13 protein-coding genes and 1 pseudogene are annotated in these 15456 nt (G+C 62.0%); 2 read left to right on the top strand and 12 right to left on the bottom strand.

The features are described 5' to 3' along the window. Nucleotides 1-88: 88 nt before the first annotated feature. A protein-coding gene (locus CD928_RS06465) for an IS3 family transposase (protein WP_095386316.1) occupies nt 89-1440 on the top strand; the annotation gives its coding sequence in 2 pieces (ribosomal slippage) (nt 89-425 and nt 425-1440; 1353 coding nt in all). An 835-nt stretch (nt 1441-2275) separates the two neighbouring features. Here CD928_RS06465 and istB read toward each other — a convergent pair. Both istB and istA read right to left on the bottom strand, forming a co-directional pair. Beyond that, nucleotides 2276-3004 (bottom strand): IS21-like element helper ATPase IstB, encoded by a 729-nt coding sequence (gene istB / locus CD928_RS06475; RefSeq protein ID WP_031304487.1) that lies wholly within the window; start codon nt 3002-3004, stop codon nt 2276-2278. Next, a pseudogene (istA, locus tag CD928_RS06480) lies at nt 2991-4452 on the bottom strand (IS21 family transposase). Before istA ends, istB begins: the two are co-directional and overlap by 14 nt. 318 nt (nt 4453-4770) lie before the next feature. Between istA and CD928_RS06485 the strand changes: the two are divergent. Next, a complete protein-coding gene (locus CD928_RS06485) occupies nt 4771-5001 on the top strand; it encodes a hypothetical protein (RefSeq protein WP_095386317.1) in 231 nt (76 codons plus the stop codon). Between the two features lie 4 nt (nt 5002-5005). Here the strand turns inward: CD928_RS06485 and CD928_RS06490 are convergent, their stop codons facing one another. Genes CD928_RS06490 through CD928_RS06535 form a run of 10 tightly spaced genes read right to left on the bottom strand, consistent with a single transcriptional unit; the run spans nt 5006 to nt 15446 of the window. Continuing rightward, entirely contained in the window at nt 5006-7708 is a 2703-nt protein-coding gene (locus tag CD928_RS06490) for a conjugal transfer protein TraG N-terminal domain-containing protein (protein ID WP_095386318.1), read from the bottom strand. A gap of 39 nt (nt 7709-7747) precedes the next feature. After that, nucleotides 7748-9172, bottom strand: a complete 1425-nt coding sequence (locus tag CD928_RS06495; RefSeq protein WP_095386319.1) for a conjugal transfer protein TraH — start codon at nt 9170-9172, stop codon at nt 7748-7750. Between the two features lies 1 nt (nt 9173). After that, nucleotides 9174-10010: a conjugal transfer protein TraF gene (locus tag CD928_RS06500; RefSeq protein WP_095386320.1), complete on the bottom strand. Its 837-nt coding sequence runs from the start codon at nt 10008-10010 to the stop codon at nt 9174-9176. Further along, nucleotides 9991-11712 (bottom strand): conjugal transfer protein TraN, encoded by a 1722-nt coding sequence (locus CD928_RS06505; RefSeq protein WP_095386321.1) that lies wholly within the window; start codon nt 11710-11712, stop codon nt 9991-9993. The genes CD928_RS06500 and CD928_RS06505 overlap by 20 nt, the downstream gene beginning before the upstream one ends. Further along, nucleotides 11709-12473 carry a type-F conjugative transfer system pilin assembly protein TrbC gene (gene trbC / locus CD928_RS06510; RefSeq protein ID WP_095386322.1) on the bottom strand — a complete coding sequence of 255 codons (765 nt, stop codon included), beginning with the start codon at nt 12471-12473 and terminating at the stop codon, nt 11709-11711. Before trbC ends, CD928_RS06505 begins: the two co-directional genes overlap by 4 nt. Beyond that, nucleotides 12470-13438 (bottom strand): conjugal transfer pilus assembly protein TraU, encoded by a 969-nt coding sequence (traU, locus tag CD928_RS06515; RefSeq protein WP_095386323.1) that lies wholly within the window; start codon nt 13436-13438, stop codon nt 12470-12472. Before traU ends, trbC begins: the two co-directional genes overlap by 4 nt. Before the next feature lie 56 nt (nt 13439-13494). Next, complete coding sequence (traW, locus tag CD928_RS06520) at nt 13495-14139, bottom strand: type-F conjugative transfer system protein TraW (protein WP_095386324.1); 645 nt, start codon at nt 14137-14139, stop codon at nt 13495-13497. Next, nucleotides 14136-14660 carry a S26 family signal peptidase gene (locus CD928_RS06525; protein ID WP_095386325.1) on the bottom strand — a complete coding sequence of 175 codons (525 nt, stop codon included), beginning with the start codon at nt 14658-14660 and terminating at the stop codon, nt 14136-14138. Before CD928_RS06525 ends, traW begins: the two co-directional genes overlap by 4 nt. After that, nucleotides 14647-15042: a TrbI F-type domain-containing protein gene (locus CD928_RS06530; protein WP_255247062.1), complete on the bottom strand. Its 396-nt coding sequence runs from the start codon at nt 15040-15042 to the stop codon at nt 14647-14649. Before CD928_RS06530 ends, CD928_RS06525 begins: the two co-directional genes overlap by 14 nt. An 8-nt stretch (nt 15043-15050) precedes the next feature. Further along, a complete protein-coding gene (locus CD928_RS06535; RefSeq protein WP_095386327.1) occupies nt 15051-15446 on the bottom strand; it encodes a hypothetical protein in 396 nt (131 codons plus the stop codon). Between the last annotated feature and the right edge of the window lie 10 nt (nt 15447-15456).

Below are 15456 nucleotides of genomic sequence, written 5' to 3' on the forward strand. Positions count from 1 at the left end.
GTGTTCCCCGTCAGCGTTCATGAGACAGATTGAGGTAGTTGGATAGAGGAGTGTTTTGGTCTCATCGCAGTGACTGTAAGGAACGAAGATGAGATCAAAACGAGCAAATTCCAAAGCGCCTGCCGAGCGGGTGGTGAAGGACATTCGGCGCAAAACACGGCGTCAGTTTTCAGCCGAAGAGAAGATCAGGATCGTGCTGGATGGCCTGCGCGGTGATGACAGTATTGCCGAGCTGTGCCGCAAGGAAGGCATTGCCCAGAGCCTGTATTACACTTGGTCGAAGGAGTTCATGGAGGCTGGTAAACGCAGGCTTGCTGGCGATACGGCCCGTTCTGCGACCACGGATGAGGTGAAGGATCTGCGCCGCGAAGCGCGTGATCTGAAGGAGGTTGTGGCTGAGCAGACGCTTGAGCTGCGCCTGCTCAAAAAAAGCATGATCGCGGATGGGGGAGACGAAGAATGAGGTATCCCGCATCCGAGAAGCTGGAGATCATCAGGCTGGTGGAACGGTCCCATCTGCCAGCGAAGAAGACACTGGACATGCTGGGTGTTGCCCGTCCCACCTTCTATCGTTGGTATGACCTTTATCAGCGCTTTGGCGAAGCGGCGTTGGAAGATGGGAGGCCGGGGCCAGGGCGTGCTTGGAACCGCGTGCCTGAGGGTGTCCAGCAGCAGATCGTTGATATGGCGCTCGAACACTGTGAGCTATCACCCAGAGAGCTGGCGGTGCGCTTCACCGACGAGAGGCGCTACTTCGTGTCCGAAGCGACCGTTTATCGGCTGCTCAAGGCCCATGATCTGATTACCAGTCCTGCCTACACTGTGATCAAGGCTGCTGATCAGTTCCATACGCAAACGATCCGCCCGAACGAGATGTGGCAGACCGACTTCACCTACTTCAAGATCGTCGGTTGGGGATGGATGTATCTATCGACCGTGCTCGATGATTACTCGCGCTATATCATCGCTTGGAAGCTTTGCACGACGATGAAGGCTGAGGACGTCACCGAGACGCTGGACATGGCTCTGCAAGCATCGGGCTGCGAGCACGCCCACGTCAAGCACAGGCCAAGACTGCTGTCGGACAACGGACCGAGCTACATCGCCGAGGAACTGGCCGATTATCTCGGCAAGAACGGCATGGATCATGTGCGCGGTGCGCCCTTCCATCCACAAACCCAGGGAAAGATCGAGCGCTGGCACCAGACGCTCAAAAACCGTGTGCTGCTCGAGAACTACTTCCTACCTAGCGACCTAGAGCGTCAGATCGAGACGTTCGTCGAGCACTACAATCACCAGCGCTACCATGAGAGCCTCAACAACGTCACACCTGCCGATGCCTACTTCGGCAGAGCCACAGCCATTATCCAACAACGAGAAAGGATCAAACAGCAAACACTCGAGCAAAGGCGCTTGCTTCATCGTAAGCTAGCCGCCTAAAACATACCAACCAGACGAGACCAAACACTCGCTAAGCCAAAGCACAAGCGTGTCTCAATTTATCTGACGACGGACAGNAACAACGAGAAAGGATCAAACAGCAAACACTCGAGCAAAGGCGCTTGCTTCATCGTAAGCTAGCCGCCTAAAACATACCAACCAGACGAGACCAAACACTCGCTAAGCCAAAGCACAAGCGTGTCTCAATTTATCTGACGACGGACAGCCAGCTCTTCGCATGCGGACGCTCCGCGAGGGATGGAGTTTCTCTACAGTCTCAATCGCCTCAACGTTGCGACATCCCGCGCGAAATGCGTGACGATTCTGGTTGGCTCTCCGAAAGTCTTCGAATCCGAGTGTCGCACCCCCCGGCAGATGCAGTTGGCCAATGCGTTTTGCCGGTATCGCGAATGCGCGCTTTTACACTGAACGCTTGGCTCTGGATGGGCCATTAAAAAATACGCTGTGTAGTGGAATGACCCTAGGCGATTGAACAAACTGACTCCTGTCGTGACCATCGAAGGAAGCTCATTCCAGGTCCGCTTTCGAGCAGAAGCTGACATGCCATTTCTGCATTCGGCATTTCCGCTATCCCAATCAACGTGCTCAAAAGCGGACTTCTCGGATCGTCCGCAAACGCCTGCATTACAGAGTGGATGTCAAACGGCGTTCAAAAGGGACCCCCGATCGGCGTCGAAGAGGGACCCCCTTTTCGGATAATATGATGCTGGTTTGTTGAAGATGGCCTTGCGCTGCGTGCGGCGGAGGGCGGGCGTAGCCCGACCGGAGGCGCGCGCAGCGCAAGATAGATTTTTGAAGGCGCCGAAGGTGGCTGTCAGCTGCGGTTTTTGAAGCGCCAGCTGTCGTTGCCCGTCTCGACGATATCGCAGTGGTGGGTGACGCGGTCGAGCAGCGCCGTGGTCATCTTGGGATCGCCGAACACGGTCGGCCATTCGCCGAAGGCGAGGTTCGTGGTGATGATGACGCTGGTCCGCTCATAAAGCTTGCTGATGAGGTGGAACAGCAACTGCCCTCCCGAGCGGGCGAACGGCAGATATCCAAGCTCGTCGAGCACGATCAGGTCGAGCCGCGACAGCTGCGCCGCCAGGGTCCCGCCTTTGCCGATCCGGGTCTCCTCTTCGAGGCGTGTCACCAGATCGACGGTGTTGAAGTAGCGGGCGCGAGCGCCCCTTCGCACGACATTGGCGGTGATCGCGATGGCGAGGTGGGTCTTGCCTGTCCCCGTGCCGCCGACCAGCACGATATTGCGGCGAGGCGGGAGGAAGGAGCCATCGTGAAGGGAGCGGATCATCTCCTCATTGATCGGTGTGCCCTCGAAGCTGAACCGCTCCAGGTCCTTCACCACGGGCAGCCTCGCAGCCGTCATCCGATAGCGGATGGAGGCTGCATCCCGGTGGGTCGCCTCAGCACGGAGCAGGTCGGTCAGTATCTCCATGGTGGTGCGCTTGCGCTGGAGGCCGGTGGTGACCGCCTCGTCGAACGCCGCCGCCATGCCCTTGAGCCCGAGGCCGCGCATCGTGTCGATCATATCATGCCGCTGCATCATAGCCTCGCAGCAGATCATAGCGGGCACAGTCGGCGAGCGGAGGATGCTGCAGCATCCGGTCTTCCGAAGTGACGATGCTGTGGGGTGTCGCCGGCTCGCGGCGCCGGGAGAGGATGTTGAGGATCAGCTCGTCGCTGGCCGTTCCGTTCGCCAACGCTTCGCGCACGGCAGCCTCTACCGGCTCCAGGCCATCGGTGAGCACCGCCGAGAGGACCCGCACGAACCTGCGATCGGCCTCGTCCCCGGTGCCGAGCCTTCGCCGTAATCGGTGCAGGGCGGGCGGCAGATCCCAGTCCTGGAACGGTGCGCCGTTACGCAGCGCGCCGGGCTTGTGCGCGAGGACCGGCAGATAATGCCAGGGATCGTATATCGTGCGGTTCCGACCGAAGTGGCGCTCATGCTCCCCGACGATCGCATCGCCGCAGCGTATGACGATGCGATCGGCATAGGAGCGCACCTGAACGGTCCGGCGTGCGGCCGTCGACATGACCGAGTAGCGGTTGCGATCGAAGCTGATGAGGCAGGTGCCGGTGACGGCATGCTCGCTCTCATGGAAGCCGTCGAACGGTGCCAGGATCGGCTGCAGGGCCGGTCGCTCCATATCCAGCGCCTCGGCGACGGTAATATCCCCGCGTTCGGGATGGGCATGATGCTCGGCCCAGCGCCGGCACTCGGCCTCCAGCCACCCGTTGAGCTCGGCCAGGCTGGCGAACCGGAGTCGCGGCTGGAAGAAGCGGCCTCGGATCGTCTGGACCTGCTGTTCGACCTGGCCCTTCTCCCATCCCGCCGCCGGCGAGCAGGCGGTCGGCTCGACCATGTAATGATCGGTCATGATCAGGAAGCGGCGGTTGAACACACGCTCCTTGCCGCACACCGCCGAAGAAAGCGAACGCCCGCGCATGAGCGTCGAACAGCATCTCCTGGCCCTCGCGCGGATAGGCCCGGACATAGGGTGCGCGCGAGTCGCAGAGACGCATATGCGCCACCTTCACCCGCATCGGCTTGCCGGCGATCTCCACATCCTCGTGGCTCCAGTCGAACTGGTAGGCCTCACCCGGCTGGAAGGTCATCGGGATGAACGCCGGTGCGCCTTCGCCAGCATCCTTCCGCCGCGCAGCACGCCAGCGCGCCGCATAGCGGCGCACCGCATCATAGGATCCATCGAACCCCTCGCGCACCAGCAGGTCATGGATACGCGTCATCCGTAGCCGATCGCGGCGGCCGCGACCTTCGTTCTCCTCAAGCAGCGCATCGAGACGATCCTGATAAGGACCGATCCGCGGCAGCGGCTGGACTTTGCGCTGATAGTTGAACGCCGCCTCCGGCGACCGGATCGCTTTGCGGACGACCTTCCGCGACAAACGAAGGTCACGAGCGATCGCCTTGATCGCCTTACCCGCTGCATGCTCACGCCGAATCCGAACCACTGTCTCCACGATCAACATCCCGTTCTCGCCAACTGATCAAAACCAGTCGGCCGACTAAATCCCCGGGATGAAGGGGTCCTTTTTGCACGCCGATCCGAATCCGAACCACTGTCTCCACGATCAACATCCCGTTCTCGCCAACTGATCAAAACCAGTCGGCCGACTAAATCCCCGGGATGAAGGGGTCCTTTTTGCACGCCGATCACCCCACGAAGGGGGTGCCTATTGCACGCTGATCCTCAAGAGTGGAGGAGGCGTTTGGAACGCTCGTATGAGGAAGCAACTTTTTCGCTGTCTTCGAGTAACCGTTTCCGCTATGTTCCTGAGAGAAGTAAGATGAACGCCATCGTGACGAATTTCGACCTTGAAAGCGCGGAGGCGCGCCAAACCCGAAACTGGGAAGGGTTGTCTGAGATTGATCAGGCGATCCGTGACGATCGGCTCATGGAGTATCGGATAAAGAAATCCTGGGCCGACCCTTGGGGGCGAAAACTCACGATTGCGGTATTCCTAATCCTCTCGATCTTCGCCGGTTTTGTAATCTACTGGGATGTCTTTAGGGGCTGAAATTCTACCATTCCTTGACGTCATCAGCTGCTTCTGCACTTGCCCCTTGCGCTCCTTTGGTAACTGCATCCAGACGCTCTCGGGATCCGCGGATTCTCTGACGGCCGGCTGTTTGGGCATGCTGAACCTCGTCGTGAATACCGCCCGCTTCCACCTGCGGCACTGTTCCTGAACCCCCTCCACCGATTGGGGCACGACCGCGTACAGATCCCGGCCCTGTGACCGAAGGGCGCGAGATTGGCTGTCCTGGCGTCAGGACGAGCCTGTCCTCAATGCCGTTGCCAAGCTGTTCCGCGTAACTTTCGATGAACCTGCCCTGCAGCGCCTGGCCTTCCGGGCTGAGCTGGAAGGTCAGGTCGTCGAAGCGGACACTGCCGTAGAAGTCGCGATTGCGCTCGATCTCGACCAATCCCCATTCGCGGTAAGCTTGCGACAGGTTAAGGCTGCCAGCGGCACTGTTGCCCTCGAAGAACGATGCCTGGCTTTCGAGGCGGTTCGCCAGTTCCTCAGCCCGCCGCGCTTCGCGACTGTAACTCTGCGCCTCGGTTAGCGAAGCGTTCATGCCGCTCGCGGTCGACGAGATCGAGGAACTCGAAGACGTGCTGACGCTGCGAATAAACCCGTCGCGTGTGCTCGACCAGTTCCGGCTGTCCGACATCTGGGCGAGGCTTCCGAAAATTCTTGAGCGGTCCTCGGATGCGATGCCGATATCGCTGTCGGTCCACGATTGGTTTCGGCCTCCTTTGGCGCCAATATTTGCAGATGCCACCCCGTTCGTAACACCAGCGCTGGCACCCGCTTCACCGTTAAGGAACCAGGCAACAGTGATGTCGTCGGCGGCCCTCCGTGACAGGCCGAACTGGCGCTGCAGGTTCGTCGATGCCTGGTCGACCTCGTTGAAGGCGGTCTGGATGCTGTCGGAGTTGGATGTGCCGGTGGCGCTCTCGAAAGCCGATCCCCGGCTGAATTGGCTGCGCAGCTCGCGGAACTTCGTGACGGCGCTGGTGGTCGATTCCGTGGCAATGTTCGCATAGCTCTCGCTGTTCGAGCGGGCCTGCGATGCCATCGTCGACAGGCGTGATGTGAACTCCTGTCCGAGGCTGGGCGTGAAGGGATAGCTCGAGTTGGGAAGCTGGTCGTAGCTCGCTTCGGGGAAACTCGTCGTCATCGAGCCCGTATCGCTGAATGTCCGGGTCTGCGCCGCGCCATAGGTGAAGCTGGGCGCGATCGTCCCTTGTGCGAACTGGCGGGTCAGAACGCTCGAATTCTCGAAGCTGGTATTGCCCAGTGAGACGTTGCCCGTGCTCGCTTCGCGCGCCGCTTCCTCGGCAGCATTCTGGCTCGGATTGAGATAGCTTGTCGCATGGTGCGAAATCGCCATGGCGCCCTTGGCGACGCCGCCGGCCAGAAACGGCACCGAGGCGATAAGATAGCCGGCCAGCAGCCCGATATCGCTATTCACATCGGCCATGCCGGTGAAGCTTGCAAGACTGAGCCCGCTGCTTCCAGCAACCGCGGTCATGTCCGCCGCCCCCTTGTACATCAGCATCATGTGCAGGATCACGAACAGCGGTCCCCATGCCGCCAGGTAAAAGAAGCCTGTCACATAGCCTTTGAGTGCCAGCGGCCCGGTCTTGGGCAGCAGAAACAGCGGGAAGAGGACCGGAAACAGGGCATAGAAGAGCACGGTCAGCACGACATTGAGGAGCGGCACCCACTTCATCGCGTTGCTGGCGATCGAGCCATAGGTCCGCTCGGTCTGAATATCCGCGCGCGTCTGGGCGTAGACATCGACATTGCCCGCTCCGCTCGTCGCCGCCATCGAATGCATGGCCTGGCTCATCGCGTTGATTGTAAGCGTCTGCTTGAAGATCTCGGTCGCATTGGCCGAGACCCCGGTGAGGTACTGGTAGGCCACCGGCAAGTCAGCAAAGAGCTTGGCCTTGGCGAGGGCGGCAGTCTGGTTGGGATAGAGCTGGCGCCCGAAAACCGTACCCATACCGTCGATCAGTCCGGCCCACTGAGCGTTCAGCGCGTCATAGGCTTCGCGGCAGGTGATGATATTGGAAGTCACCTGACCGGTCCCGTTGTCGCGGGTGAGGAAGCGCTGGGCCCGCGCCTGGCTACCGGGCGCAATGGTCGTCCAGATGTCGCTGGTCTCGGCGAGTTCCTTCATCGAATATCGGCCAAGCAGCACGTCGTAGAACACGCATTGCCGGAAATGCTCGTCGAGATTGGCGGCAAATTCCGGGTCGGAAATGCGCAAGGATCGCGTCGCATCGTAGAGCCGCGCGCCATAGATCATGCCGTTCTTCGAGTAGTTGAGGTCGCCCGGCAGCCCGAACACCACCTCGGCCGAGCCGGTCAAGTAATCGCCAACCTGGCTCGTGAAGCTCGCCATCAGCGCCAGGCCCAGCGGCACATTGCTGACATTGGCGGGAGCGAGGCTCGGGTTGAGCCGGTCGGTCACATGGACGTCGAGCCGCGGCACCATCAGGCACGAGTAGATCAGCGTCGCGCCAAGGAACCAGTTGATCCAGGCCCGCCAGTCCTGATTGAATGCCAGCGTAATGGCAGATAGGCCAAGTCCCATGACGAGGACGACCTGGAGCAGGCTTTTGTAGCCCCCATTGCCTGTCCAGGCGGCGACCGCCTGAAAGACATTGACCAGGTAATCGCCGCCGCCAACCGTGAAAATCTCGACCATGTTGCTAGGCTCCCGCCGTTTCCGACGCGCTGAAAGGGATCAGTGGGTAAGGGCGCGCGACTGGACGCCGCGCGACCAGTCGAGCGAGGCGGCCATGCCCGGCGACATCGAGGCGGCGAGCACGTTCTCGATGAACGCGGTCTTCTCGATGATTTGCATGATGGCGTTGACCTTTAGGTGCGTGTTCGCCTGCCGGTCCGCGAGTGCCTGCCGGACGACATTCACTTGGCCCTGCCACATGGCGATTTTGGCTTCGTCCGCCCCGATGAAACTCGACATCGAGCGGCCCGCTTCGCTGACGATGCGGTCGAGGACGGCAAACAGCAGGTCGACGCTGGCGATCTCCGCCAGCGTCTCGCGATCGTCGGTCGGCATCCCGCGGCCATAGGCCGCCTGAACGGTAAGAATCTTGTAGAGCGGGATCGAGGCGACCTGAAGCAGCTCCTTCTGCGCGTCGGTGATCGCGGTGTCGTCATGGATCGCCTGGACCATGCCGGCAATCAGGGCTGCAACGCGCGGGCGCAGGGCCTTGGATGCCGGAAGGCTGAGCGACTTGAAGCCGGGATCGAGGCACTTGTCCGGCTCGTCGCAGTCAAAAATCAGGACATTGCCATTGCTCGTTCCGTCAAGCAGCGAGGTAACCAGTGTCGATGACGCTTCCCCGACGATAGGTACGAACTTGCCCGGTTCATCGTCCGTTGGGGGCACGTAGATAATCGTGCCGAGCAGCGTCATCGCATATTCGGCAAGTTCCTCGTCGAAGGTGCCATTTGGCGAGAAGAACGCGGACTTCTTGAGGATCGTCCAGGTGTAGTTCCTCGCCACGGCAGGATTGACGTCGTCATATTTGCCTGCACCTTGCGCCGTGGTGCTCGAACGCTGGCCCTTGGTTCCGCAGCCATGCTTGGCGGCGGCATAGTCGGTGAAGATGCCTTCCGAATTGCCGATCGCCTCGCAGATTGCCTTGTCGGCAAGATCGCCCTTGGGCCAGATGCCGCCCACCAGTCCCTGCGCCATCTCGCAGGAGTTGATGTTGAGATTGTTCATGAGCTGAGCCTTCTGGCTGAACTCCTGCATGATCTTCGAGCATTCCGGACAGACCGTGTCGATCGCCAGACTGAAAGCGAAGCCTACCGCATTGTTGGCGACCGCCTTCAGCATCGCGACGATCTCGCTCGCGTTGATGAAGCTGAAGGACCCGGCAAAAATGTCGATACCGCCGCACCCTGCACGGGCGCGCGGCAGCTGCAGGTTGGCGATGTTGGTCGTCTTCTGAGGGAAGCGCGTCCAGACATTGCCGAGGCTGTAATAGCCTGCCGACTGGCCCTGGAATGCGGTCGGCCCATTGACGTTGGCGGCGCCGCCGATATCGTTGAGGAACGAGTCCATCGAACTGCCGACATCGGCTGATGCGCTGGTAAGGGGGAGGGTGGCCGCGAGGATCGCGGCGACGGCACGTTTCATCCTAGTAGTCACGTCCGGCTTCCTTCGATGTGAGGAGGTAAATGCGATCCTGAAGCTCGTCGGCACTCATCACGCCGTAGCCGATCGGGATGGGCTGGCCCTTGGCGGCATCCCAGAGCACCACCGCTGGCGTGACCTTGGGTTCGAGCCCCATCCGGCTGCGCTGGTTGGTTTCGACCGTGTAGTTCGGGAAATGGCGCGAGGGGCCGCCGTCGGTTGAAATCGCGCGCACCGTGATGTGCCAGGTCGAAGCAACGCTCTGGACGATCGGCGACATGACTTCGCAGGCGCCGCAGCTCTGGGCGAAGAAGTAGAACAGACCGTAGCGTTCGGACAGCTGCGCCATGACCGCATTTCGCTCGGCGTTGCGCGAGTCCTGCCACTGACGCTTGCCGAGCGTCGAGACCGGACGCTGGAGCGTATAGTCGAGGTCAGGATCCTGCCAGATCGCCCGCTGCCAGACATCGCTGAACAGAGATGCCCGGTCGAGCTGGGCGCGCTGAAAGCGGATATAGGCCGTCACATTGGCCGGCGTCGGCTCGAGGATCGCCTTGGCTTTCAGTTCGCGCAGATTTGCCGTGATTGCATCGAGCTGGTTCGTCGCACTCGGAGCAGGCTCAGATGCCTCCTCCTGCACCTCGGGCAGCTTGGGCTTGGCGCAATAGAACCAGTAACCAAGGCGGCGCTCCTCGCAGTAGAAGCTGTCCTGGCTGTCGCTGGTCGTGACCAGTGGCGGTTCCTGGCCGCGGGCCGGAGCACTGAGCGCGGGCGCAATAGCGGTGAACGAGAGGCAGGCGGCAAGCAGCCGCCGGGCGGCCTTATTGGCTGGCGCGGGCATAATAGTCCTCGATCTTCTGTTGGATTTCGGTGGCGGCCTGGAGCTCGTCGGGCAGGCGAGCGGCATCGGTGAACTCGGCGTAGACTTCGCCGAAATCCATCTTCGAGAGATCGAGCCGCGAAAACTCGTCAATGGTGAAGCCCAGGCATTGCTCCGTCTTGGGCTTGCCCCAGGGTTTGTTCAGCTGCTGGCGGCCCTGTTCCTGCAGGATCCGCGAAAGCTTGGATTCAAAGCAGCAATAAACCTTCTTCTTGGTCAGGCAGACGCCGAGGAAGCTGTCCGAGCAATAGGTGCCGACATAGGCGCACAGGCCTTGCGCATCGCGTTGGTGGAGCAGCATCTCTTCGCGGCTGCACCCCAGTGCAACGAGCAACTGGATGCCCGGGATCAGCGGGAAGCCTTTGCCCTTGCAGCAATTGAGCACGCCGAAGACTTTGGACGAGCAGGTGTTCCGCGTGCCCCTGAACAGGGTGAGTGTGTCAGGATCGAACTCACGCCGCGCCTGGTCCATTGCGTTTAGCGCGACGACCGCGTCCTTGAACTCGTCATTGGCTTCGCGCTCGATCGTTTCGCACGAGCCATCGATGCAATAGACTTCGCCATCGCAGATGAATTGGCTGGTATTCGCGGGCTGGTCGGGAACCGGGCAATCATAGACCCGCTCCCAGGTCCGGCAGGGCTCGCCGGACAGGCAGTCCTCGCGCACCAGCGAGCAGCCCGACGTGTTCTCGAGAGTCTGGCAATCCTGCGCCTCGGTAAACTGCGCGCAGGTGTAGCTGCGGGCCCATGCCCAGCAAGGCTGGGTGACCGCGATGCCATCGACGATCCGGGTGACCGGATCGCTGTCGGTGCAGGTCTCGGTGTCTTGCTGGCAGGAACTGTCCGCGGCGAGGCCAGCGCATTGGCTTTCATCGCGGCTCGTCGTGACGACGTTCTCGCCGGTCACGCTGTAAGGCGTCGCGCCATCGACCGGCTCCGTACAGCTGACCAGATCGACCCGCAGGTCGCCCGAATTGCAGCCCCAATAGATGCCAAGATAAGGGTCGCACAGATTGATCGGATAGGACTGGGTGACCGTGCACTTGGGCGCCGGGTAGCGATTGCAATTGTAGATCGATGCTGGATCGACGCCGCTCCCGCCGACGCAATAATAGCCATAGACCTGCCGCTGCTCGACCTTGGCTGTCAGCGTAACCGGGCAGGTTCTGGTCTCCTGGGTGGCGGTATAGCCAACGTTGCAGGTCGCCATGTAGCGCGCCGCCGTGCCGCTTCCGGGAGGGAGTGGGACGCAGCGACCCTGGCTGCCGCTGATGGTCATCCCGCTCGTGTAGGAGAGCGGATCATCGCTGATCACATTGCTGCGCGCGACGACCGCGTCGAGATCCTGGGGCGCGAACCGGGCGCGGCGATCCATGGAATCGCGCATGGTCCGGTATCCGGTGTTTGCGGTGGCCTGGCTTGACGCTTCCCGCGCCATCCGGTCGGGATCGTCGAAATAGTCCGACTGGCTGGGCACACTCCCGAAATTGGGTATCCGGCTTGCGTCCGGTTCGGTCGTTGCCGCGCCTTGCGCGTCGGCCGCCTTGTCGCGTCCGAAAGCCTTGCCGTCGGCTTTGGCGGCCTCGGTCGTGGTCTGGGCCAAAGCACCTGACGGCAAGGATGCGCAGGCGAAACAAAGCAGGGGGAGGAGAAGGCGCTTCATGGGTCACTCCGTTGCAGGCGGGCAAGATGCTGGGATGCGAGCAGCGCGCCCGGACCGCCGCCTTGCGCGAAGGTTGCGAGCGCATAGGACACGCTGACATTGCCGCTCATCCGGTCGTGAGGCGGAACCTGCGTCCGGCAATCGAAGCCATCGCACAGGTCGAAATCGCTGCTGGTCACGACATAAGTGGGCACCGCCTCGATCCCGAATGCGCGGAACAGGCGCGGGTCGATGCCGACTGCGTCGAGCGCCCCGCCGTCATCGGCGATTTTCGCGAGCGCAGCCGTGAGGGTCTTGGCGCTGCCACCCGGCAGGCCGCGCAGCACAACGACGCCGCCAGCCTTGGCGACATCGTCCGCCATGGCCCGCAAGGCAGCCGGCGGCATCGAGAGCGAAGCGAACGCGACGAAGCGGGGTGCTTCACCCAAGTCCTCGCTTGCCATGGTGCCCGCGTCGGCCACCATCTTGTCGAAGTCGAAGACGTCCTCGCTTTCTGGCCGCGCGGATCTTGCTGCGTGCTCGGTGTAGCGTCTGCCATGCGCCTGAGCTTCGGCGGCGCTGTCATTGGCTTGGCTCAGGACCGCCTCGGCGCGCGCACGGGCACTGGCGGCAAGCGCATCGGCTTCGCTCGCCTCGACTTCGGCGCGCGCACGGATGGCCTCCAGGTCGATCTCTGGTTCGCTCGTCTGCGCCGCAGCCCCTGCCATGATGGCAGTGCCAGTGATCGACGCGATTACAAGGAGATGAGGGAATATCTTCATAGCGCACAGCAGTTCCGTTTGCGCCAGACCAGATAGCCCATGTCCTCGCCGATGGCGGGATAGACCTGACCTGCCGACATGAAGGTGGTGGAGGCGCCAATAGGCGCGCAGGCATAGCGGCCCTTGGTCTGCGGATTGGGATTGGTGGCCTGGAAGCGGTACTGCTGCTTCCTCATCACCGGCATCAGATACTTGCCGCAGAGCCCCTTGCTGCCCATCGTGCCCCAGGCAACGAGTTCGCGGTGCAGCTTGTAGGAGAAGCGCGCGAGCGCGAGCCGCGATGCCTGGACGTGCCCGATCGTCGTCGAGACATTGCCGTTCAAAGGATACATGCTGCCCTGGCATCCGGCACACCAGAACAGTTGATCGGTCGGCAGCTTGGCCGTTGCCGCCACGCAATCGGCCGCGCAGGCCGCAAGCGCCAAGGGATTGGCGAAGAGCACCGCTTCGGGATTGATGATCGCGGTGAGCTCGCTGTCCTGCCAGAGCGGATCGATCTTGGTGATATAGAGGATATCGACCGAGCCCTGTTCCAGGCACAGGAAATCGGCAACGATCTCCATCCAGTAGATCAGCGGATAGGCATACCAGTGGACATGCCATTGCGAATTGTACTGCGTCGCGCCGCCGACGGCCGAGGGTCCCGCCATCGACTTGAAGCCGATGTCGAAGCCGGGATCGAGTTTCATCCCGCCGAGATTGACGAAGCACCAGGGCTTCATGCTGACGTCGGCAAGCCGCACCGGCTCCCAGAAGCCCATGGCGATGCCCGGCCGCAATCCGCAGAGGCAAACGGGAAGCGCCGGGTTGCTCGTGTCGGGTCGGCTCGACGGCCAGATCTTCAGGCCGCCGATCGAGATCGGAAACAGGCACGACCAGCAGATGTCGGTGATCGGATTGACGAACTTGCCCGTGCAGCGGCCCGGGCCTGCCGATGCCTGTGCGGGCGCAGCTGCGGCGAGCATGAGACCGAGAAAGAGGATCGCACTGCATAGCCATGTAAATAGGGGAGACTTTGTTCTCATGACGGTGCGCGCTCCTTGGGCCGGACAGGCTGCTCGGTGATGATGAGGATGCGGCCCTGCTGCACGACCGTGGCGGGCACGGCGCGGATGCCGAAGTGCTTCACAAGACTGCCGCCCTGGTCGAAATAGAAACGGCGCTGGCGGGCCTTCATCAGTTCAAGCGGCGCGCCGCGCACGAGGATGAGTTTGGCCTTGGTGCTGGCATAGCGCCGGGTTGCCCAGGCAAGCTGCTCGGGATCATCGCCGTCGAGGAACACCAGCGGCGCGCGCAGCGGCACGGTGTCGAGCGGATTGACCCGAGTTCCGGCGGCGACGATCACCCGGCCCTTGTCGTCGGCAATGTCGCGCTCGACGCTGATCGTCGGATCAAACCGCCAGCTGCGCGTTGCCGCCGCGGAATTAATCCCCGCGACCGGCTCAGGGCGGTTGACCCGCGCGATCGTCCGCCGCTTCAGCTCCTCGTTGAGCTTGGCCGTCTCGCCGGTTTTCTCGAGATGGGTGAGACGCGCATGGATTTGCTCAAGCAGGTCAGGCTCGATCACGGACCAGACCGTGCCTTGCTGGCCGTAGTCGCGGGCGCTTGCCGGCGCGGCCACCAGAAGACCGGCTACGAGGAATGGGGCGGCGCGAAGCGGTGTCACAGGATCGGCCTCCCGACCCCGAGAATGCGCCTGGCGCAGATCCACCCGATCGCCGCATAGCGGCTGTCAAAACCGTCCTTGTGCGCGGTGGTGACGAAATAGCAGCCTTGAGGCACCACGCCAGTCGGGCCGAGCGCCAGCGGCTCGCCGAAACGGCTTGCCCGCTTGGCTACCGCAACCTTGCGGCCATTGACGAAGAAGCTGCGCTCCTTTTCGGTCACGATATCGCCTGGCATGCCGCTCACCTTCTTGCCGAACGGCTTGGGCTTCTTGCCGAAGTGCCTTTCGAGGAGTGGTGAGGCGGGCGGATCAAACAGAATGATGTCGCCGCGCTGTGGCAGCGCGCCGCGATCCAACCAGATCGCCCAATAGGGCAGGCTCGGACTGGCGTTGATCATCAGCGCGTGATCCTTCGCGAATGTGCTGAGCGACGTGAGCGCGAGCGCGGCCGCGCCGAGCCCCGCCCACAGCGTGAGCCGGCGCCCGGTGGGCGAGCGGAGGACAAGGTCAGCGGCGGACATCGGGAATGGCTCCCACGCGGCGCGCGACATCGGCGCGCACGGCTTCGGTGAGATCGGGAGTGCTGCCCGCCACCACCGCTTCGGCGACAAGGACCGTGCGGCCCTCGCGGCCCAGATGTTCGACAGAGGCTTCGACCGCCTGGAGATAGGCCTGGACGCGCATCTTCGTTTCTTCTGGCGGTCGGCCAGCGCGCGCCTCAGCTTCAATGAAGTCGCCCATGATGCGGCTCAGCTGGACGGTCACCACCTCGCGCTTATCGAGCGCGAGCAGCTTGTCGGTGGCCCAGACGCCCCAGAGTGCCGAGCCGACCATGCTCAAGCCGAGCACAGCGGCGGTCCAGTTTACCCCGCCCATGCGGCTGCGCAGAGATTGTGTTGCCAATATGTTCTTCACAGCTTTTCTCCCGAGAGTTCGCGTTCGAGATCGTTGATGAAGCGCGGCAGGCGCCAGACCACGACCAGCGTCGCGACACCGATGAGGACGAATTTGAACTCGTCGAGAAAACCGATCTGCCGACCCTGCTCGGCACCGAGGAAACGGTCCGAAATATTGGCGAGATGGGCGAAGAAGACTCCGGCATCTCCGCCGGAAATCAGAAGGAAGAAGAGCAGCGGGAGCCCGAGCGCCATGAGGTAGCTCGAGGCAAGGAAGGTGCTGCCGCGAAGCACGATGTAGCAAAGGTCAGCGGTATGCGAGCGCCAACCCTTGGCGGGCAGGTCGAGGCTGTCGCTGTCGGCACGGGCGTCCTGGGCCCGGTCGATCGGCGTGACGAGGTGGAGTGGCATTGGTTCTGGG

The organism is Sphingopyxis sp. GW247-27LB, from assembly GCF_002277025.1.
Lineage (GTDB): Bacteria > Pseudomonadota > Alphaproteobacteria > Sphingomonadales > Sphingomonadaceae > Sphingopyxis.

What these genes read in the sequence shown, in the direction of transcription:
- istB (WP_031304487.1), bottom strand. Translation starts at nt 3,004, where the DNA reads ATGCAGCGGCATGATATGATCGACACGATGCGCGGCCTCGGGCTCAAG.
- CD928_RS06495 (WP_095386319.1), bottom strand. Translation starts at nt 9,172, where the DNA reads ATGAAACGTGCCGTCGCCGCGATCCTCGCGGCCACCCTCCCCCTTACC.
- CD928_RS06525 (WP_095386325.1), bottom strand. Translation starts at nt 14,660, where the DNA reads ATGTCCGCCGCTGACCTTGTCCTCCGCTCGCCCACCGGGCGCCGGCTC.
- CD928_RS06500 (WP_095386320.1), bottom strand. Translation starts at nt 10,010, where the DNA reads ATGCCCGCGCCAGCCAATAAGGCCGCCCGGCGGCTGCTTGCCGCCTGC.
- CD928_RS06535 (WP_095386327.1), bottom strand. Translation starts at nt 15,446, where the DNA reads ATGCCACTCCACCTCGTCACGCCGATCGACCGGGCCCAGGACGCCCGT.
- CD928_RS06505 (WP_095386321.1), bottom strand. Translation starts at nt 11,712, where the DNA reads ATGAAGCGCCTTCTCCTCCCCCTGCTTTGTTTCGCCTGCGCATCCTTG.
- CD928_RS06490 (WP_095386318.1), bottom strand. Translation starts at nt 7,708, where the DNA reads ATGGTCGAGATTTTCACGGTTGGCGGCGGCGATTACCTGGTCAATGTC.
- CD928_RS06485 (WP_095386317.1), top strand. Translation starts at nt 4,771, where the DNA reads ATGAACGCCATCGTGACGAATTTCGACCTTGAAAGCGCGGAGGCGCGC.
- traU (WP_095386323.1), bottom strand. Translation starts at nt 13,438, where the DNA reads ATGCTCGCCGCAGCTGCGCCCGCACAGGCATCGGCAGGCCCGGGCCGC.
- trbC (WP_095386322.1), bottom strand. Translation starts at nt 12,473, where the DNA reads ATGAAGATATTCCCTCATCTCCTTGTAATCGCGTCGATCACTGGCACT.